Raw genomic sequence first — 17,531 nt, 5'->3', positions numbered from 1 at the left:
ACGGGGGTGATAGGGGGAATCCTAGGGGCCTGAACGGCGTGGCATCGAGTCATTGCGGGTTTGCTGTGCAGAATGCTCGCTCGATCGAGTGGCTAACTCGCGGAGTCCTTGCCACCCGTACGAGTCGTACCTGCTCCAACTCCCGCCTTGACGCCGCCGCCTGACCCGTTGTCGGCACCACCCTTCTTGCCGCCGCCGGTACCGCCTGCCCCGCCGGAAGGCGTTTCAAAGGACTCCAACGCTTCCAAGACGTCCTGGACACGGGAGATTTCGGCATTGATGTCCTCCTGCCGGCGTACCAGCAGGTCGAGTTCACGCTGCCCGGACTCCACCGTCTCCCGCGCTGCCTCCTCGGCGTCCTTGCGCGTCCGGTCCGCCTCGCTGAGCATCCCGGCCTTCTTCTGCTCGGCCTCCTTGAGCAGCCCCTCGGCCTTCTTCACCGCCGCGATACGGACCTTGCCCGCCTCCGCGTTCGCCTCGTTCACCAGCTCGGTGGCCTTCTCCTCGGCCTCCCGCAGCTGCTCCTCCGCCGCCTTGACCAGCTGGTCGCACCGCTCGCCGGCGTTCTGCATCGCCTCGGCCGACTCCTTGCGGGCCCGCTCGTGCAGCTCCTCGACCTCGCCCTCGATACGGGCGCGCAGCTCCTCCGCGCGCTCCCTTATCGCCGACGCGTCGCTGCGCGCCTCCTCCAGCATGGTGTTGGAGTCGGACCGCGCCTGCTCGACCAGCTCCCGGCTCTCGTCGCGCGCCTCGGACACCAGCCGCTCGGACTCCGTACGGGCCGCGCCGACCATCGAGTCCGCCTGCTCCTCGGCGGCGGTCTGCGCGCGCAGCGCCTCCTCCTGAGCGGATGTCAGCAACTGGTCCGCCTGCTCGGCCGCCTCGCTGCGTTTCTTCGACGCCGCCTCGCGGGCCTCGTCCAGCAGCCGGTCGGACTCCTCGCGCGCCTCGGTACGGACCCGCTCCGACTCCTGCTGCGCGTCGGCCCGCAGCTGCTCCGACTCGCGGTGCGCCTCGGCGCGGACCCGCTCCGACTCGTCGCGCGCCTCGCCGCGCCAGCGCTCCGACTCCTGCTGCGCCTCGGTCCGCAGCCGCTCGGACTCCTGCTGCGCCTCCGTACGCCACTGCTCGGCCTCGGAGGAGGCCTCGCCGCGCAGCTGTTCGGACTCCGCGCGGGACCGCTCGGCCTCCTCCAGCGCCTCCGCGACGGTGCGCTCCGCGAGCGCCTTCGCGGCGTCCGTCTCCTCGCGGGCGCGGCCGCGCAGGTCCGCCGCCTCCTGCTCGGCGGTGGACCGGGTCTCCGCGGCCTCCCGCTCGGCGGCCGCCCGCTGCTCCGCGATCTCCGCCTCGGCCTGCTCGTGCAGCCCGGCCACCGAGTCGCGCACCTGCTGCGCGGTCTCCTCGGCCGCCGACACCAGCTCCGCCGCGCGCCGTTCGGCGTCCTCGACCAGACGCTCCGCCTCGGCCTGCGCCTCCTCGACCCGCTGCCGCGCCGACGCCAGCAGCTCCTCGCTCTGCTCGCGCGCCGCGGTGCGCTCCTGGTGCGCCTCGTCGCGGGCCGACGCCAGGGCCTCCTCGGCCTCCCGGTGCCGCCGCGCGGCCTCCTCCTGCGCGGCCGAAAGGGCCTGCGCCGCCTCGGCGTTGGTGCGCTCCGCCGCCGCGTTCGCCTCGGACCGCACCCGGTCCGCGGTCTCCTGCGCCTCGGAGCGCAGCCGCTCCGCCTCCGCCGCGGCCTCGCTGCGCAGCTGGACGACGTAGTTCTCGCCCTCGGCGCGGGTCTCGGACGCCTCCGAGGCGGCCTCCGTGCGCAGCCGCTCGGCCTCTTCCTCGGCCTGCTGCTGCAGCGTACGGATCCGCTCGGCGGACTCGGTGCGCAGCCGCTCGGTCTCCGACCTGGCCTCCTCACGGAGCCGCTCGGACTCCGTACGGGCCTCGGACACCGCGGTGTCGGCGTCGGTCAGCTTCTGCTCGGCCTCGCCGTGCAGCCGCTCCAGCTCCTCGGCGGCCTCGGCCTTCCGGGCCTGCGCCGCCTCCTCGGCCTCCTCGCGCACCCGGCGGCCGGCCTCGTCGGCGTCCGCGCGGGTCTGCCCGGCCTGCTCCTCGGCCGAGCTCCGCAGCTCCTCCGCCTCGGCGCGCGCCCGCTCCAGCGCCTCCTCGGCCTGGGTGCGCAGCGCCGTGGCCCGCTCGATCGCCTCCGTACGGACGCGCTCGCTCTCGTTGGCCGCGTCGGTACGGGTCTCCTCGGCGTCCGACTTGGCCTTCGCCAGCAGCTCCTCGGCGCGGCTCGCGGCCTCCTCGACCTTCTGGACTGCCTCGCGGCGGGCCTCGCCGCGGATCTTCTCGCCCTCCTCGACGGCCTCGGCCCGCAGCTGCTCGGCCTCGCCGCGCAACCGCCGTGCCTCCTCCTGGAGTTCGACGGTCTTCTCGCGGTACTCCTTGGTGTCGTCCTTCGCGGCACCCTTCAGCTGCTCGGCCACATCGTGGGCCTCGCTGCGCAGCCGGTCGGCCTCCTCCTCGGCCTCCTTGCGGAGCCGTTCGGCCTCGTCGCCGGCGGCCTTCGTGGTGGCCTGGGCCTCCTCGGACGCCTTGTTGAGCACGTCCTCCGCGGTACGGGCCGCCTCGGCGAGCTGATTCGCCGACTCCTCGGCCGTCTTGGCGCGGGCCTCCTCCTTGGCCTCCGCGACCAGCCGCTCCGCCTCCGCGCGCGCGTCCTCGCGCAGCTGCTCGGCGTCGGCCTTGATCGCCTCGGACTCCTTGGTGGCCTCGCTGACCATCCGCGCGACCTCGCCCTTGGCGGTGCGGGTGCGCTGCTCGTTCTCCGACTCGGCGTCCGACAGGCGCTTGGAGGCGGCCTCCTCGGCCTCCGACATCTTCTGCTCGGCCTCGGTACGGGCCTCGCGCAGTGCCGCCTCGGCCTCCTGCATCCGCTGCTCGGCCTTGCGGACCAGGTCCGCCGCCTCGCGCCGGGACGTCTCGGACTCGGAGGTGGTGGAGGCGCGCAGCTCCTCCGCGTGGTCGGTGGCCTCCTGGGCCTGCGTGGAGGCGGCGTTCAGCAGCCGCTCCGCGTCGCTGCGGGCCCGGCGCATGATCGCCTCGGCCTCGGCGCGGGCGTTCTCCGCCTCGCTGCTGAGCCGGGTGCGGGCCTCCTCGGTCAGCCGCTGCGCCTCGGCCCGCGCGTCCGCCAGCGCCTGGTCGGCCTCGGTACGGGTGTCCTCCATGAGCCGGTGCGCCTGCTGCTCGGTGCGCGCGCGCAGCTGTTCGGCCCAGGAGACGTTCTCGTTGACGTGCGTCTCGACGCTGGAACGGCGCTCGGCCAGCTCCTGGTCGAGCTGCTGCCTGCGGCGTACGGCCTCGGCGTGCAGCTCGGACTCCAGGCGCGACTGCCGCTCGGCCTGCTCCTGCAGCAGCTGCTGCGTGCGGGCACGCGCGTCGCGCAGCTCGCGCTCCGCGTCGGCGCGCATCTGGTCGGCCTGCATCTGCGCATTGCGCAGAAGCTGCTCTGCCTGCTGCGACAGGGTGTCGTACCCCGCCGGGCGCGTGGCAAGGGTGCGGCGCGCCTCGTGCAGCTTGGCACGCAGCACTTCGACCTGATAGCCGAGGTCTTCGGCGTGCTGTACAGCCTTCTCCCGCTCTTTCTTCAGCCGCTCCATCTCGGCCTCGAACTGCGAGAGGTGGTCGTCAGCCTCGTAGCGGTCGTAGCCCCGCACTGCGCGGTCCCATCCGTCCCCTGGTCGTGGTGAAGGTGAACTGACCCATCGTGGAAATGGTGTCAGATCATCGGCGGAACATGGACCGAGCCTCCTGCCCGGAACCCTCCCCGGAGGCAAGGTCCGCCCCGGCCGAGTGGCCACTCTACCGGGCCGGGAAGCGGACGTCAGTGGCCCGATGTACCCGAAGGGGCAGACGTGACCGGCCCGATGGGATCCACGGGCCCCGAGCGGGCCCGTCAGCGGCCGGTGGCTCCCGGGGCTTCGCGGACGTGACGGGTCCGGTCAGTGGCCGGTGCCGTCCTGGGACTTCGCGGAGGTGACGAGTTCCGTGAGGACCCCGTGGCAGTCCTTCGGGTGCAGGAAGGTGATCCGGGAGCCCATCGAGCCGGTGCGCGGCTCGTCGTACAGCACCCGTACGTCCTTGTCCCGGATCGCCGCCGCGTCGGCGTCCACATCCGCGGTGCCGAAGGCGATGTGGTGCACTCCTTCGCCGTTCTTGGCCAGCCACTTGGCGACCGCGGAGTCGTCCCTGATGGGCTCCAGCAGCTGGAGGTAGGAGGCGCCTCCGTCGTCCGTCTCATTGATCTTGAGCATGGCCTCCCGGACTCCCTGCTCCTCGTTGACCTCGGTGTGGAACACCGAGAAGCCGTAGGTGCGGGAGTAGAAGTCGACGGTGCGCTCCAGGTCGAAGCAGGCGATCCCGATGTGGTCGATGCGCGTCAGCATGGAGACAAGTGCAGCCGCTCCCGGCGCGGTTACGCAACGTGCGCACGGTCACACTCACCGACCGGTGACCTCGGGGCGTACTGCTCAGTACATTGGCGATAACCCTCGTTAACTCCCGCTCGAAGGGACCCTCCCTCATGACTGGCACGTCCAGCAGCACCACTTCCGTGATCGTCGCCGGTGCACGCACGCCCATGGGGCGGCTGCTCGGATCGCTGAAGTCCTTCTCCGGCGCCGACTTGGGCGGTTTCGCCATCAAGGCGGCACTGGACCGGGCCGGGATCGGCGGCGACCAGGTCGAGTACGTGATCATGGGCCAGGTGCTCCAGGCCGGGGCGGGGCAGATTCCGGCACGCCAGGCCGCCGTGAAGGCGGGCATCCCGATGAACGTGCCGGCGCTGACCGTCAACAAGGTCTGTCTGTCCGGCCTCGACGCCATCGCGCTGGCCGACCAGCTCGTGCGCGCGGGCGAGTTCGACGTCGTCGTCGCCGGCGGCCAGGAGTCCATGAGCAACGCCCCCCACCTGCTGCCCAAGTCCCGCGAGGGCTACAAGTACGGCGCGGTCGAGATGCTCGACTCCATGGCGTACGACGGGCTGACGGACTCCTTCGAGAACGTCGCCATGGGCGAGTCGACGGAGCGGCACAACACCCGCCTGGGCATCGCGCGTCCCGAGCAGGACGAGTTCTCGGCCCTCTCGCACCAGCGCGCGGCCGCCGCGCAGAAGAACGGGATCTACGAGGCGGAGATCACTCCCGTCGAGATCCCGCAGCGCAAGGGCGACCCGGTGCTGTTCAGCAAGGACGAGGGCATCCGCGGCGAGACCACCGCCGAATCGCTGGGCAAGCTGCGGCCCGCGTTCGCCAAGGACGGGACGATCACCGCCGGTTCGGCCTCGCAGATCTCCGACGGGGCCGCGGCCGTCGTCGTGATGAGCCGGGCCAAGGCCGAGGAGCTGGGCCTGGAGTGGATCGCCGAGATCGGTGCACACGGGAACGTTGCAGGACCGGACAACTCCCTCCAGTCGCAGCCCTCCAACGCCATCCAGCACGCCCTGAAGAAGGAGGACGGGCTGAACACCGATGATCTCGACCTGATCGAGATCAACGAGGCGTTCGCCGCGGTCGCCGTGCAGTCAATGAAGGACCTCGGGGTAGACACCGAAAAGGTGAACGTGAACGGTGGCGCGATCGCTCTGGGGCACCCGATCGGCATGTCCGGTGCGCGTATCGTGCTGCACCTGGCGCTGGAGCTGAAGCGGCGCGGCGGCGGCACGGGTGCCGCGGCGCTGTGCGGCGGCGGCGGTCAGGGCGACGCGCTGATCGTCAAGGTGCCCGGAAAGTAAGGACGTTCGCCGTCCGGCGGGCGCGGGCCCGCCGGACCGGGCGGAACGGTACGGAGTCGTCAGGTACGCCCGCTCCGGCAGGGCGTACGGATACGAGAGCGAGGAGCGCGGCGCGCATGGCGGTGGACGTCCCCGATCTGGTGGCCCGGGCGAGGGAAGGGCAGCCGCGGGCCGTGGCCCGGCTGATCTCCCTCGTGGAGGGGGCATCGCCGCAGCTCCGCGAGGTGATGGCGGCCCTCGCGCCGCGCTGCGGCAACGCCTTCGTGGTCGGCATCACCGGCTCGCCCGGTGTCGGCAAATCGACCTCGACCTCCGCGCTGGTCTCCGCGTACCGGAGGCAGGGCAAGCGGGTCGGCATCCTCGCCGTCGACCCGTCCTCCCCGTTCTCCGGCGGAGCGCTGCTCGGCGACCGGGTGCGGATGGGCGAGCACGCCTCCGACCCCGGCGTCTACATCCGCTCCATGGCCACCCGCGGCCACCTGGGCGGACTGGCCTGGGCCGCGCCGCAGGCCGTCCGGGTGCTGGACGCGGCGGGCTGCGACGTGATCCTCATCGAGACGGTCGGCGTCGGCCAGAGCGAGGTCGACATCGCGGGCCAGGCCGACACCAGCGTGGTGCTGCTCGCGCCCGGCATGGGCGACGGCATCCAGGCGGCGAAGGCCGGCATCCTCGAGATCGGCGACGTCTTCGTCGTCAACAAGGCCGACCGGGACGGCGCGGACGCCACCGCGCGGGAGCTCAACCACATGCTGGGGCTCGGCGAATCCCGTACGCCCGGCGACTGGCGGCCGCCCATCGTGAAGACGGTCGCCGCGCGCGGCGAAGGCGTCGACGAGGTCGTCGAGGCGCTGGAGAAGCACCGCGCGTGGATGGAGGAGCACGGCGCGCTCGCCGAACGGCGCGCCCGGCGCGCGGCCCGCGAGATCGAGACCATCGCCGTCACCGCCCTGCGGGAGCGCATGGGTGAACTCCACGGCGGCAAGCGGCTGGAGGCGCTGGCGGAGCGCGTCACGACGGGCTCCCTCGACCCGTACTCGGCGGCGGACGAACTCGTCGAGGGCGTCACGGAGAGCCCCTGAGCGGGGCCCTCCGGGCTCAGCCCTCTCCCGGCTCCGTCACCTCGACGGTGAGGTCCGGGTGCTCCGCGTGGAAGCACAGGCGGTCGCGGATCTCCGCGACGCCGGGCTTCGGCTCCGGGTACGCCCAGACCACGTCCGCCGGCCCGCCGTCCCGCACCGACCAGTACGAGGCGTCGCCCTTGAACGGGCAGTGCGTACGGGTGTCGCTCGCGCTCAGCAGCTCCGTGCGGATGTCCTCGGGCGGCAGGTAGTAGCGCGTGGGGTAGCCCGTCTCGTCCAGAAGCGCCGGCCGGCGGGAGTCCGCGAGCAGGGTCCCGCCCTTGAGGACGCGGACGCGGGCGGTGCTTTGGTGGACCGTGATGGTGTGCGTTTTGGCGTTGCCGCCTTGTCCGTGGGTCATGCGGTTTCCCTTCGGTTGCCGGTGTCTCCCATACGGGGTCAACATCGGTGAAGGCCGATCCGTTCCGTGCCGCCCGCGCGCTTGCCCCGGGGCGGAGCCCCGCTCTTCCGCGCGCAGCGCGGCGGGGTCCGGGGCGGAGCCCCGCCGGGGCGCGGGGGCGGAGCCCCGCCGGGGTACGGGGCGGAGCCCCGAGTCCGCGCGCCGCGCGGTGGGGTGCAGGGGCGGAGCCCCGCGTTCTTTCGCGCGCAGCGCGGGCTGGGGCCCGGGGCGGCAGCCCCGGAAGAAACGGGTAGGGGCGGGTCTGGGGCCAACCCCTCACCGGGGCGCGGGCGTTGCGTGCGTGGGGACGTGGCCTCGCGGCTGGCGGTCCGGTGTGCCCACCCGTTCCGCCCCTTGGCGGACCGCGTGCCCACAGCGCAGCTGTCAGGGGGCCAGGGGGAGGCGCAAGGTGAAGTGGGCGCCGCCTTGGGGGGTGGGGGCGACCGTTAGGGAGCCTCCGTGGCGGTGGGCCACGTCGCGGGCGATGGCCAGCCCGAGCCCCGCCCCGCCGTCGTCCCGGCTGCGCGCGTCGTCGAGCCGTACGAACCGCTCGAAGATCCGCTCCCGTTCGGCCTCCGGCACCCCCTCCCCGTCGTCCTCGACGGAGAGCTCCAGCCAGGACCCGTCGCGCCGCACGGCGACCCGCACTTCACCCGCCGCGTGCCGCTGCGCGTTGTCCACGAGGTTGCCCAGGACCCGCGCCAACTGGCTCTGCGAGCCGAGCACTTCCCCCTCGGCCAGTTCCCCGGTCCGTACCGGCAGCCGGTCCCCGACGCGCTGCGCCAGCTCCTCCCGTACGAGCGCGGCCGGCGCGACCCGCGCGTCGGCGGGGCGCTCACCCGCGTCGAGGCGGGCGAGCAGCAGCAGGTCGGCGGCGAGGCCCTGGAGCCGTACGGTGTCGGTCACCGCGCCGTCCACGTCGAGCAGTTCGGGGTGCGCGGCGCCGACCTCCAGCTGGGTGCGGAGCGAGGCGATGGGGCTCCGCAGTTCGTGCGAGGCGTCGGCGACGAACCGGCGCTGCCGTTCCACGCTCGTCTCCAGCGCGGCCAGCGTCTCGTTCGTGGTGTGGGCGAGCGCCGCGACCTCGTCGCGGGCGTCCGGTTCGGGCACCCGGCGGGACAGGTCCGTACTCGCGGTGATCTCCGCCATCTCGCCGCGGATGGACTCCACGGGCCGCAGCGCGCGCCGTGTCACCAGCCAGGTCACTCCGGCGACGACGATCAGCAGCAGCGGCAGTCCGATGAGCATGGCCCGGGTGACGTCGGAGACCGCCTGCTCCTGTGTGCGCAGGCTGACGCCGGCGTAGACGGTGACGGGCGTCCCGTCGCGGGTGGCGCTCTGTACGGCGACGACGCGGAAGTCCTGGCTGCCGGTGGCGTCGCTCTTGTCGTACGTGACCTCGCCGTCGTCGTCGACGGGGAAGGAGACGGTGCCGTCCTTGCTGTCGCTGTCGACCTCGACGGGCTCCTGACTCGCGTCGTCGCTGTCGTCGTCATCGTCGTCGTCCTGCTGATTCTGCCCGTTCTGCCGGTTCTGCTGCGGCGGTTCGTCGGCGCGGTTGAAGGACGCCATCGCCTTCCTGCCGCGCAGCGGGTCGCTGGCGCCCATCACGGTGCCGTTGCCGTCGACGATCTGTACGGGCTCGTCCTCGTCGAGTCCGTCGACATTGCCGACCTGCGCCGCGTTCATGTCGGTGACCTGCGCGGCGACCTTGCGGGCCGAAGTCTCGGCCTGGAGCCGCGCGTTGTCGGCGAGTCCGCCCCGCAGGACGGAGAGCAGCGCGAGTCCCGCGGCGACCAGGGCGACGGCGACGACGAGGGTCGCGCCGACGGAGGCGCGGGTGCGGACGGAGGATCGCTTAAGCACCGGCGTCCACCAGCCGGTATCCGGCGCCGCGCACGGTGGCGATCCAGCCGGCGCCGAGCTTCCTGCGCAGGGCGCTGACGTACACCTCGACGATGTTGACGTCGCCCTCGTACGCGAAGTCCCAGACGTGTTCGAGGATTTCGCTCTTGGAGACGACCTCCCCGGCACGTACGGCGAGATACTCCAGCACCGAGAACTCCTTGGCAGTCAGCTCCACGTCGCGTTCGCCGACGGACACCCGCTGGGTGTCGGGGGCGACGCTCAGCTCGCCGAGCCGCAGCACCGTCCTCGCGCCGCGGGTGCTGCGGCGCAGCAGGGCGCGTACGCGGGCGAGGAGCACGACGTAGCTGAAGGGCTTCGTCAGATAGTCGTCGGCGCCGGTGTCGAGGCCCTCCGCCTCGTCGTACTCGCCGTCCTTCGCGGTCAGCATCAGGACGGGCGTCTCGTCGCCCGCGGCGCGCAGCGCCGAGCAGACGCGGTAGCCGTTCATGCCGGGCAGCATGATGTCGAGCACGATCAGGTCGTAGTCGCTCTCGCTCGCGAGGTGCAGCCCGTCGGTCCCGTCGTACGCCACATCGACGGCGAATCCCTCGGCCGTCAGGCCCTTGGCGAGCGACTGGGCCAGTCGCCGCTCGTCCTCCACGATCAGCAAGCGCATGGGGACAACCTTGCCAGGGCGAACCTGAAGAGCTCTTCAGGCGGCTTCAGCTTGCCTTCAGGGTCGGCGGTCCAGTCTGTGGAACGTCAATCCGACAGCCACCCGAACCTGGGGGAGCAGAGCTCATGAAGAGCAAGTTCGTCATCGCCACCGTCGCAGCGGCCGCCGTCATCGGCGGCGGGACACTGACCGGAGTCGCCTTCGCGGGGGACGACGGCGGGCAGTCCTCCTCGTCCTCGCCGCAGGTGGCACAGCGCTCCAGCGTGCAGCTCGGGGCCGGTTCGGACGACCAGAGCGACGCGCGGGAGAACAGCGGCAAGGCCGCCGCGGCGAAGGTCAGCGCGGCGGACGCCGCGAAGGCCGCGCTGCGGCAGCAGCCCGGCACGGTCACCGGCATCGACCTGGAGGACGAGGACGGCGGCGCCCTGGTCTGGGAGACCGACGTGCTCGGCAAGGACGGCAAGTGGCACAACGTTCTCGTCGACCCGGGCAACGGCAAGGTGCTCGGCTCGCACACCGAGCGGAGCGACGACGGCGGCGACGACGACCACGGCAAGTCGTACGTACGGCAGGACCTGAAGGGCACGTCCGTGGACGCCGTGGCCGCGGCGGAGAAGGGCGCGGCCAAGGGCACCGTCACCTCCGTCGACCTGGAGGACGGCGACGACCACGGTGCCGCGGGCACGGTGTGGGAGGTCGACGCGGTCGCCGCGCACGGTGTGAAGGGCGAGTTCACGGTCGACGCGCACACCGGCAAGATCGCCAAGGCCGCCGCCGACGACTCGGACGACGACGGCAAGGGCGACGACGGCAAGAGCGACGACGACGGCAAGAGCGACGACGGCAAGGCCGACCACGACGATCACGACAAGGGCGGCCACGACGACGACCACGGCAAGGCCGGACACGACGACGACCGTGGCGACCACGACAAGGGCGACCACGACGCGGACGGCGACGACGACTGACGCCGGCTGAGCACGACAGCGGCTGACGCCGGCTGAGTACAACATCGGCTGACGCCGCGTGGCCGCTCCCCGACAGGGCTGCGTTCCTGCCCCCGTAAGGGGCGCAGCCCCCTCCCCGCCCGGGGCCGCCGTTACAGGCGGCCCCGTTGCGCGCGCAGCTTCTCCGCGATCGGCGAGAGCGTCGCGTGCAGATGATCGAGGTCCTCGGCCGGCATCCGGTCGATGAAGTGCCGCCGTACGGACTCCACATGGTGCGGTGCGACGCGCCGCATCGTCTCCCAGCCCGTCTCGGTGAGCACCGCGAACAGGCCCCGCTTGTCCTCCTCGCAGCTCTCCCGCCGGACCAGGCCCGCCTTCTCCATGCGCGTGATCTGGTGCGAGAGGCGGCTCTTCGACTGCAGCGTGGAGGCGGCGAGGTCGCTCATGCGCAGCCGGTGCTCGTCCGACTCCGAGAGATTCACGAGGATCTCGTAGTCGTTCATGGTCAGGCCGAACGGCTGGAGGTCACGCTCCAGCTGGTACATCAGCAGCCGGTTGACGTCCAGATGTGCCCGCCATGCTCGCTGCTCCTCGTCGGAGAGCCAGCGGGTGCCGTTGTCGGTGTCCATACTGTGTGACCTTACCCAGAGCGGTAATCGGACGCGCACTCGGTGTTCACAGACAGAGCCCGCGCACCGGACGGAACGCGCACTACAGGCCGAACCTGCGCTGCAGACTGCCCAGCTGCCCGGGGAGCTGCGGCATCTGCTGCCCGCCCTGCCCCTGGCCGCCCTGTCCGTACCCGCCCTGACCGCCGCCGGGGACGCCCGCCTCGGCGGGTACGCCGCCCGTCGCCTGCTCCGCCATCAGCTGCTCCGTCGACTGGATCAGCACGGTGCCGGCGCCGACGAACTCGAACTGGTGCTCCTCGCCCGACACCCCGCCGACACCGGTGAGTTGGCGCAGTCCGCCCATGACGCCCCGCAGATAGCCGTGGTCGTAGTGGTGGCACGGCGAGGGGCAGTCGGCCCAGCCCACCAGCGCCTGCGGGTCGACCCGTACGGGCGGCTCCATGAAGTGCACGGGACCGTTCGACGCGGCGACGAACTTGCCCGTGCCGATCAGCGTCAGGAAGCCCGGCACGATCGACTGCTTCAGGGACAGCGAGGGTTCGTAGGCCAGCAGATTCCCGGACCGTACGGTGAGGTTGCCGTCCTCCAGGTCGAAGGAGTTGACGTCGAAGGCCCGGTCGGCGAGCAGCATCTTGCCCTGCCCCTCGGCGACGACCCAGTCCGCGGCGTGCAGCGGCGAGTGGAAGCTGGACGCGATGAGGCGGTCCAGCGAGCCGTGCCCGACGCCGTTGAAGCTGATCTGCCCGTAGTAGGCGATCATCTTGCCCTTCTGCAGGAACCACTGACCGTTCAGGTCGACGCAGAAGGTGTACGGGTTGACGTTGTCGTTCGCCGGCAGTGTCCCGGCGTCCAGCACCTGAGGCGCACCGGTCATCAGAGCTTCTCCTCACTCGCCTGCACGAACACCGCGCCGTTGCCGGACAGTTCCAGCTGGAACGCCTCGCCAGAGCCGCGTCCCACCATGTCCCGCCAGCCCAGCGCGGTGGACAGCTTGTTCCGTACGTCGCCGAAGTGCGCCACGTACGCCTGCGGGTCGACGTGGACGGGTCGGTCCGGGGTGATCGGCAGCTGCAGCACCCCGCCGTGCGCCATCACCGCGACCGCGCCGGTGCCCTTGAGCGTCGTCGTGAACAGCCCCTGCCCCGTGACCTGTCCGCGCACCATGCCCATCACGCCGCCGTCGGCGCCGAGGAACAGGGTGCCCTGCTCCAGCGTCCCGTCGAAGGCGAGGAGCCGGTCGGCCTCCACGCACAGCGTGTCCCCGTTGAGTTCGATCACCTCGACGTGGTGTCCGCCGTGCCCGAACAGCACCGTGCCGTCGCCCTCGACGGTCATCAGGGGCGTCGCCTCGTTGGCGACCCGCCGCCCGATCATGGACATCACGCCGCCCTGACCGCCCTGCACGTTCGGGGTGAAGCTGACGTCGCCGCGGTAACCGACCATCGCGCCGCGCTGGCTGAACATCCGCTGCCCCGGCAGCACCCGGCCCTCGACCAGCTTCGTGTTGATCTCCCGGAAGGGCATCAGACCTCGCCTCCCACGGTGTTCCGCTCGCTCGGCTGCACGTACACCAGACCGTCGCCCTCGAAGCGGATCTGGAACGACTCCCCGGAGCTCTCGCCCATGAACGTGCGGAAGTTGACGCCCGTCTGGAAGTGCTGCTGGAGATTTCCCTGGTGGGCGATGTACGCGCCCGGGTCGACCTGCAGCGGCATGCCCGGCGTCACCCGCAGCAGCACCGCGGGCCCGTCCGACATCAGCGCCGCCTGCCCCGTCCCCTCGACGGTCGTCGTGAACAGGCCGTTGCCCTGCGAGGCGCCGCGCAGCCCGGTGAACGTCGTACCGGTGCGCAGCCCGCCGTCCGTGCACAGCAGATTGCTCGCCTCGACGTGCAGCTTGTCGCCCTGCAGCTGTACGAGGTTGATGTCGCTCGCGCGGTCGGCGAAGTAGCAGGTGCCCTGGCCCTTCACCTCCATCACGGTCATCTGCTCGCCGGTCAGCCGGCGGGCCACCATGCCGCGCATGCCCTCACCGCCGCCGGACATCTTCTTGAACGCCATCTGGCCGTCGTACGCGACCATCGAGCCGTTCTTCGCCTTGACGGTGTCGCCGGTCAGTGTCACGGCGAGCACCTTGCTGCCTTGCATCAGGAACTGAGCCACGCCGCCGAACCTACCTCCCCGGGCCGTCCGCGCGGGCCTGCGGGCCGTGCCCCGGCGGTCGGCGGCGGCCGTACTGCTGCCACAATGGCAGGCGCTTGTGCTTCCCTTCACAAAAGATTCCGAGGACTCGCCGTGGCCATACTGGAAACCCCCAGCGGTCTTGCCCCGAAGGCAACCTCCGCCCTGCGCCGTCTCCGTCTGACCTCGACCCCCGAGGCGGTGTCCTTCCTCCTGCTGCTGGTCTGCTCCGTGCTGAAGCGGACCACCGAGTTCAACGCGGTGCCGGCGATGGGCATGATCCACGGCGTGCTCTTCGTGCTCTACGTCCTCTTCTGGGCCGACGCCTGGGTCCGCAACAAGTGGCACGTGAAGAAGGCCGCCCTCTACTTCGTCCTCTCGGTCCTGCCGACCGGCGGCTTCTTCGCCGACCGGATGCTGCGCCGCGAGGAAGAGGCCGGCGTGATCGCCGCGCGTGCCCGCAAGGAGCAGAAGGGGAGCGTCACCACCTCATGATCGTCGCCTTTTCGGTCACCCCGCTCGGCGTCGGCGAGGACGTCGGGGAGTACGTCGCCGACGCCGTGCGCGTCGTGCGCGAGTCCGGCCTGCCGCACCGTACGGACGCGATGTTCACGTCGCTGGAGGGCGAGTGGGAGGAGTGCATGGACGTCGTACGCCGCGCGGTCGCCGCGGTGGAGGCCCGTGCCCCGCGTGTCTCCCTGGTCCTCAAGGCGGACATCCGCCCCGGCGTCACCGACGGCCTGAACTCCAAGGTCGAGACGGTCGAACGGCACCTCGGAGACTGAGGAAGCGGATCCGGCGGGGGCTTCGCGGGGAGCCGGCGGGGCGCGGGATTCCCGGTGTGCGAGACGGGGATGACCACGATCTGACCCCGCCGGTAGGGTCGGGGGCGTGCCGAAGTCGCTGAGTCTGTCGTTCGATCCGATCGCCCGGGCCGATGAGCTGTGGAAGCAGCGCTGGGGGGCCGTGCCCTCCATGGCCGCGATCACCTCGATCATGCGCGCGCACCAGATCCTGCTGTCCGAGGTCGACGGCGTCGTGAAGCCGTACGGGCTGACCTTCGCCCGGTACGAGGCGCTGGTCCTGCTCACGTTCTCGCGCGCCGGGGAGCTGCCGATGTCGAAGATCGGCGAGCGGCTCATGGTGCACCCCACGTCGGTGACGAACACCATCGACAGGCTGGAGAAGTCCGGTCTGGTGAACCGCCGCCCGAACCCCAACGACGGGCGCGGCACGCTCGCCTCGATCACCGAGAAGGGCCGCGAGGTCTGCGACGCGGCGACCCGCGATCTGATGGCGATGGACTTCGGCCTCGGGGCCTACGACGCCGAGGAGTGCGGGGAGATCTTCGCGATGCTGCGCCCGCTGCGGCTGTCCGCGGACGACTTCGCCGACGACGGCAGGAACGACCCCCGGGCCGACTGAAGATCGCCCGGAACGACCCGATACGCTCGGCGTCGTGCCGCGTATGCCCCGGGCCCGGCCCCCGGGTTCCCGCCCTGACGCACAGGTGGTCCGGGCGGTCCGTACCGCCCTCGCGAGGTGAACTCCCCCATGAAGAAGTCCGTCCTGACCCGCTACCGGGTCATGGCCTATGTCACCGCCGTGATGCTGCTGGTGCTCTGCACCTGCATGATCTTCAAGTACGGCTTCGACACCGGTGCAGGCCTCACGCTCGTCGTCTCCCAGATCCACGGCGTGCTCTACATCGTCTACCTGGTAGTCGCCTTCGACCTCGGCACCAAGGCCCGTTGGTCGTTCGGCAAGCTGCTGTGGGTGCTGATCGCCGGGACGATCCCGACGGCCGCCTTCTTCGTGGAGCGCAAGGTCGTCCGCGAGGTCGAGCCCCTGGTCGAGGACGCAGGGGCGGCGACCGCCAAGGCCTGACCGCCCGGCCGCCCCGCCCGGCGCCGCCCGTACAGCGCGGACGCCGGGCGTTCTGCTATCGACAATTACTTGGACGTCCAAGTAGTTTGGCGGTATGGATGCCGATGCCATCGCAGAGGGCCGCCGTCGTTGGCAGGCCCGGTACGACGCCGCCCGCAAGCGCGAAGCGGACTTCAGCACGCTGAGCGGCGACCCGGTGGAGCCCGTGTACGGGCCGCAGCCGGGGGACACCGTCGAGGGCTTCGAGCGGATCGGCTGGCCCGGCGAGTACCCGTACACGCGCGGGCTGTACGCCACGGGATACCGCGGACGCACCTGGACCATCCGGCAGTTCGCGGGCTTCGGCAACGCCGAACAGACCAACGAGCGCTACAAGATGATCCTGGAGAACGGCGGCGGCGGACTGTCCGTCGCCTTCGACATGCCGACCCTGATGGGCCGGGACTCCGACGACCCGCGCTCGCTCGGCGAGGTCGGACACTGCGGCGTCGCCATCGACTCGGCCGCCGACATGGAGGCCCTGTTCTCCGGCATCCCGCTCGGCGACGTCACCACGTCGATGACGATCAGCGGCCCCGCCGTGCCGGTCTTCTGCATGTACCTCGTCGCCGCCGAACGGCAGGGCGTCGACCCGGGCGTGCTCAACGGCACGCTGCAGACGGACATCTTCAAGGAATACATCGCGCAGAAGGAGTGGCTGTTCCGGCCGGAGCCGCATCTGCGCCTGATCGGCGACCTGATGGAGCACTGCACGCGGCACATTCCCGCGTACAAGCCGCTCTCGGTATCCGGTTACCACATCCGCGAGGCGGGCTCGACGGCCGCGCAGGAGCTGGCGTACACGCTCGCCGACGGCTTCGGGTACGTGGAGCTCGGCCAGGCGCGCGGGCTGGACGTCGACGAGTTCGCGCCCGGCCTGTCCTTCTTCTTCGACGCGCACGTCGACTTCTTCGAGGAGATCGCCAAGTTCCGCGCGGCGCGCCGGATCTGGGCCCGCCGGCTGCGCGACGTGTACGGGGCGACCAGCGAGAAGGCGCAGTGGATGCGTTTCCACACGCAGACGGCGGGCGTCTCGCTGACCGCGCAGCAGCCGTACAACAACGTCGTCCGTACGGCGGTCGAGGCGCTCGCCGCCGTGCTCGGCGGCACGAACTCGCTGCACACCAACGCGCTGGACGAGACCCTCGCGCTGCCCAGCGAGCGCGCCGCGGAGATCGCGCTGCGTACGCAGCAGGTGCTGATGGAGGAGACCGGCGTCACCAACGTCGCGGATCCGCTGGGCGGTTCCTGGTATGTGGAGGCGCTCACCGACCGGATCGAGGCCGACGCGGAGAAGATCTTCGAGCGGATCCTGGAGCGCGGGAAGCGGGCCGTTCCCACGGGGGAGCACCCCATCGGGCCGATGACGTCCGGCATCCTGCGCGGCATCGAGGACGGCTGGTTCACGGGCGAGATCGCCGAGTCCGCGTTCACGTACCAGCGGGCGCTGGAGAAGGACGAGAAGAAGGTCGTCGGCGTCAACTGCCATACGGGGTCGGTCACCGGGGACCTGGAGATCCTGCGCGTCAGCCACGAGGTCGAGCACGAGCAGAACACCGCGCTCGGCGCGCGCAAGGCCGCGCGCGACGAGGGCGCCGTACGGGGGGCGCTCGCCGCTATGGCGGAGGCCGCGCGGGGTGACGCCAACATGATCGGCCTGATGCTGGACGCGGCCCGCGCGGAGGCCACCCTCGGCGAGATCTGCGGAGTCCTCCGCGAAGAGTGGGGCGAATACACAGAACCCCCCGTCTTCTGACGACCCCGCGACGGTCCCGCTGCCGCGGGAGGGCCCCGCCTCCTTCCGCCGCAGCGGCGAGCGGCCGAGCGGCGCTGGCCGGCGGTGTCAGCGCGAGCCGCGCTCTTACCGCCGGGCGGGCCCGCGGTGGTCACGCGCCGTCGCGGCGGAGAAGAAGGCGGGACCGTCCCGGGCGGGGTGAGTTGAAGAGCGTCGCTCTTCCTTCCCGCCGCAGCGGCGATCTGCTGAGCGGCGCTGGTCGGCGGTGTCAGCGCGAGCCGCGCTCT

At 71.5% G+C, this 17,531-nt stretch carries 17 protein-coding genes; 8 read left to right on the top strand and 9 right to left on the bottom strand.

Annotated elements, in window-relative coordinates:
* Positions 1 to 92: 92 nt before the first annotated feature.
* Complete coding sequence (gene scy, locus AC3AGO_RS12390) at positions 93 to 3,707, bottom strand: polarized growth protein Scy (RefSeq protein ID WP_487820225.1); 3,615 nt, start codon at positions 3,705 to 3,707, stop codon at positions 93 to 95.
* Between the two features lie 285 nt (positions 3,708 to 3,992).
* The gene (gene mce, locus AC3AGO_RS12385) at positions 3,993 to 4,436 is read right to left on the bottom strand and encodes a methylmalonyl-CoA epimerase (protein WP_487820224.1); all 444 of its coding nucleotides are present in this window, start codon (positions 4,434 to 4,436) and stop codon (positions 3,993 to 3,995) included.
* Between the two features lie 137 nt (positions 4,437 to 4,573).
* Here mce and AC3AGO_RS12380 point away from each other — a divergent pair, with 137 nt between their 5' ends.
* Entirely contained in the window at positions 4,574 to 5,782 is a 1,209-nt protein-coding gene (locus AC3AGO_RS12380; protein WP_487820223.1) for an acetyl-CoA C-acetyltransferase, read from the top strand.
* Between the two features lie 116 nt (positions 5,783 to 5,898).
* Positions 5,899 to 6,861: a methylmalonyl Co-A mutase-associated GTPase MeaB gene (gene meaB / locus AC3AGO_RS12375; protein WP_487820222.1), complete on the top strand. Its 963-nt coding sequence runs from the start codon at positions 5,899 to 5,901 to the stop codon at positions 6,859 to 6,861.
* 16 nt (positions 6,862 to 6,877) lie between these two features.
* On the opposite strand, the gene AC3AGO_RS12370 is transcribed toward meaB, so the two are convergent.
* The 3 genes from AC3AGO_RS12370 to AC3AGO_RS12360 all read right to left on the bottom strand — a co-directional run bounded on the left by AC3AGO_RS12370 (position 6,878) and on the right by AC3AGO_RS12360 (position 9,824).
* Positions 6,878 to 7,261, bottom strand: coding sequence for a DUF427 domain-containing protein (locus tag AC3AGO_RS12370; RefSeq protein WP_487820221.1), 384 nt, complete (start codon positions 7,259 to 7,261; stop codon positions 6,878 to 6,880).
* 423 nt (positions 7,262 to 7,684) lie between these two features.
* Positions 7,685 to 9,166 (bottom strand): sensor histidine kinase, encoded by a 1,482-nt coding sequence (locus AC3AGO_RS12365; protein ID WP_487820220.1) that lies wholly within the window; start codon positions 9,164 to 9,166, stop codon positions 7,685 to 7,687.
* On the bottom strand, positions 9,159 to 9,824 hold the full coding sequence (locus AC3AGO_RS12360) for a response regulator transcription factor (protein WP_487820219.1): 666 nt from the start codon (positions 9,822 to 9,824) through the stop codon (positions 9,159 to 9,161). Before AC3AGO_RS12360 ends, AC3AGO_RS12365 begins: the two co-directional genes overlap by 8 nt.
* A gap of 125 nt (positions 9,825 to 9,949) precedes the next feature.
* On the opposite strand from AC3AGO_RS12360, the gene AC3AGO_RS12355 reads away from it, so the two are divergent.
* On the top strand, positions 9,950 to 10,792 hold the full coding sequence (locus AC3AGO_RS12355; RefSeq protein ID WP_487820218.1) for a PepSY domain-containing protein: 843 nt from the start codon (positions 9,950 to 9,952) through the stop codon (positions 10,790 to 10,792).
* Positions 10,793 to 10,923: 131 nt separating this feature from the next.
* Here the strand turns inward: AC3AGO_RS12355 and AC3AGO_RS12350 are convergent, their stop codons facing one another.
* From AC3AGO_RS12350 to AC3AGO_RS12335, 4 genes are all read right to left on the bottom strand, one after another.
* Positions 10,924 to 11,400 (bottom strand): MarR family winged helix-turn-helix transcriptional regulator, encoded by a 477-nt coding sequence (locus AC3AGO_RS12350; RefSeq protein ID WP_487820217.1) that lies wholly within the window; start codon positions 11,398 to 11,400, stop codon positions 10,924 to 10,926.
* Between the two features lie 82 nt (positions 11,401 to 11,482).
* The gene (locus AC3AGO_RS12345) at positions 11,483 to 12,277 is read right to left on the bottom strand and encodes an AIM24 family protein (RefSeq protein WP_487820216.1); all 795 of its coding nucleotides are present in this window, start codon (positions 12,275 to 12,277) and stop codon (positions 11,483 to 11,485) included.
* Positions 12,277 to 12,927 carry an AIM24 family protein gene (locus AC3AGO_RS12340; protein WP_487820215.1) on the bottom strand — a complete coding sequence of 217 codons (651 nt, stop codon included), beginning with the start codon at positions 12,925 to 12,927 and terminating at the stop codon, positions 12,277 to 12,279. Before AC3AGO_RS12340 ends, AC3AGO_RS12345 begins: the two co-directional genes overlap by 1 nt.
* Positions 12,927 to 13,565 carry an AIM24 family protein gene (locus AC3AGO_RS12335; protein ID WP_487820214.1) on the bottom strand — a complete coding sequence of 213 codons (639 nt, stop codon included), beginning with the start codon at positions 13,563 to 13,565 and terminating at the stop codon, positions 12,927 to 12,929. Before AC3AGO_RS12335 ends, AC3AGO_RS12340 begins: the two co-directional genes overlap by 1 nt.
* Before the next feature lie 132 nt (positions 13,566 to 13,697).
* Between AC3AGO_RS12335 and AC3AGO_RS12330 the strand changes: the two genes are divergently transcribed.
* The 5 genes from AC3AGO_RS12330 to icmA all read left to right on the top strand — a co-directional run bounded on the left by AC3AGO_RS12330 (position 13,698) and on the right by icmA (position 17,265).
* Positions 13,698 to 14,078 (top strand): DUF3817 domain-containing protein, encoded by a 381-nt coding sequence (locus AC3AGO_RS12330; RefSeq protein ID WP_487820213.1) that lies wholly within the window; start codon positions 13,698 to 13,700, stop codon positions 14,076 to 14,078.
* Positions 14,075 to 14,368 carry an MTH1187 family thiamine-binding protein gene (locus tag AC3AGO_RS12325; RefSeq protein ID WP_487820212.1) on the top strand — a complete coding sequence of 98 codons (294 nt, stop codon included), beginning with the start codon at positions 14,075 to 14,077 and terminating at the stop codon, positions 14,366 to 14,368. The genes AC3AGO_RS12330 and AC3AGO_RS12325 overlap by 4 nt, the downstream gene beginning before the upstream one ends.
* 106 nt (positions 14,369 to 14,474) lie before the next feature.
* The gene (locus tag AC3AGO_RS12320; protein WP_487820211.1) at positions 14,475 to 15,008 is read left to right on the top strand and encodes a MarR family winged helix-turn-helix transcriptional regulator; all 534 of its coding nucleotides are present in this window, start codon (positions 14,475 to 14,477) and stop codon (positions 15,006 to 15,008) included.
* Between the two features lie 129 nt (positions 15,009 to 15,137).
* Positions 15,138 to 15,470: a DUF3817 domain-containing protein gene (locus AC3AGO_RS12315; RefSeq protein WP_487820210.1), complete on the top strand. Its 333-nt coding sequence runs from the start codon at positions 15,138 to 15,140 to the stop codon at positions 15,468 to 15,470.
* 94 nt (positions 15,471 to 15,564) lie between these two features.
* Positions 15,565 to 17,265, top strand: coding sequence for a coenzyme B12-dependent isobutyryl-CoA mutase large subunit (icmA, locus tag AC3AGO_RS12310; RefSeq protein ID WP_487820209.1), 1,701 nt, complete (start codon positions 15,565 to 15,567; stop codon positions 17,263 to 17,265).
* Positions 17,266 to 17,531: the final 266 nt, after the last annotated feature.

The organism is Streptomyces sp. BL1 (assembly GCF_057628045.1).
Note: the sequence above shows the minus strand (reverse complement) of the source record. Positions and strands in the feature narration are given on the sequence as shown.

Coding starts and splice junctions, on each gene's coding strand:
- mce (WP_487820224.1), bottom strand. CDS start 4,436: ATGCTGACGCGCATCGACCACATCGGGATCGCCTGCTTCGACCTGGAG.
- AC3AGO_RS12380 (WP_487820223.1), top strand. CDS start 4,574: ATGACTGGCACGTCCAGCAGCACCACTTCCGTGATCGTCGCCGGTGCA.
- meaB (WP_487820222.1), top strand. CDS start 5,899: ATGGCGGTGGACGTCCCCGATCTGGTGGCCCGGGCGAGGGAAGGGCAG.
- AC3AGO_RS12370 (WP_487820221.1), bottom strand. CDS start 7,261: ATGACCCACGGACAAGGCGGCAACGCCAAAACGCACACCATCACGGTC.
- AC3AGO_RS12360 (WP_487820219.1), bottom strand. CDS start 9,824: ATGCGCTTGCTGATCGTGGAGGACGAGCGGCGACTGGCCCAGTCGCTC.
- AC3AGO_RS12355 (WP_487820218.1), top strand. CDS start 9,950: ATGAAGAGCAAGTTCGTCATCGCCACCGTCGCAGCGGCCGCCGTCATC.
- AC3AGO_RS12350 (WP_487820217.1), bottom strand. CDS start 11,400: ATGGACACCGACAACGGCACCCGCTGGCTCTCCGACGAGGAGCAGCGA.
- AC3AGO_RS12345 (WP_487820216.1), bottom strand. CDS start 12,277: ATGACCGGTGCGCCTCAGGTGCTGGACGCCGGGACACTGCCGGCGAAC.
- AC3AGO_RS12340 (WP_487820215.1), bottom strand. CDS start 12,927: ATGCCCTTCCGGGAGATCAACACGAAGCTGGTCGAGGGCCGGGTGCTG.
- AC3AGO_RS12325 (WP_487820212.1), top strand. CDS start 14,075: ATGATCGTCGCCTTTTCGGTCACCCCGCTCGGCGTCGGCGAGGACGTC.
- AC3AGO_RS12315 (WP_487820210.1), top strand. CDS start 15,138: ATGAAGAAGTCCGTCCTGACCCGCTACCGGGTCATGGCCTATGTCACC.
- icmA (WP_487820209.1), top strand. CDS start 15,565: ATGGATGCCGATGCCATCGCAGAGGGCCGCCGTCGTTGGCAGGCCCGG.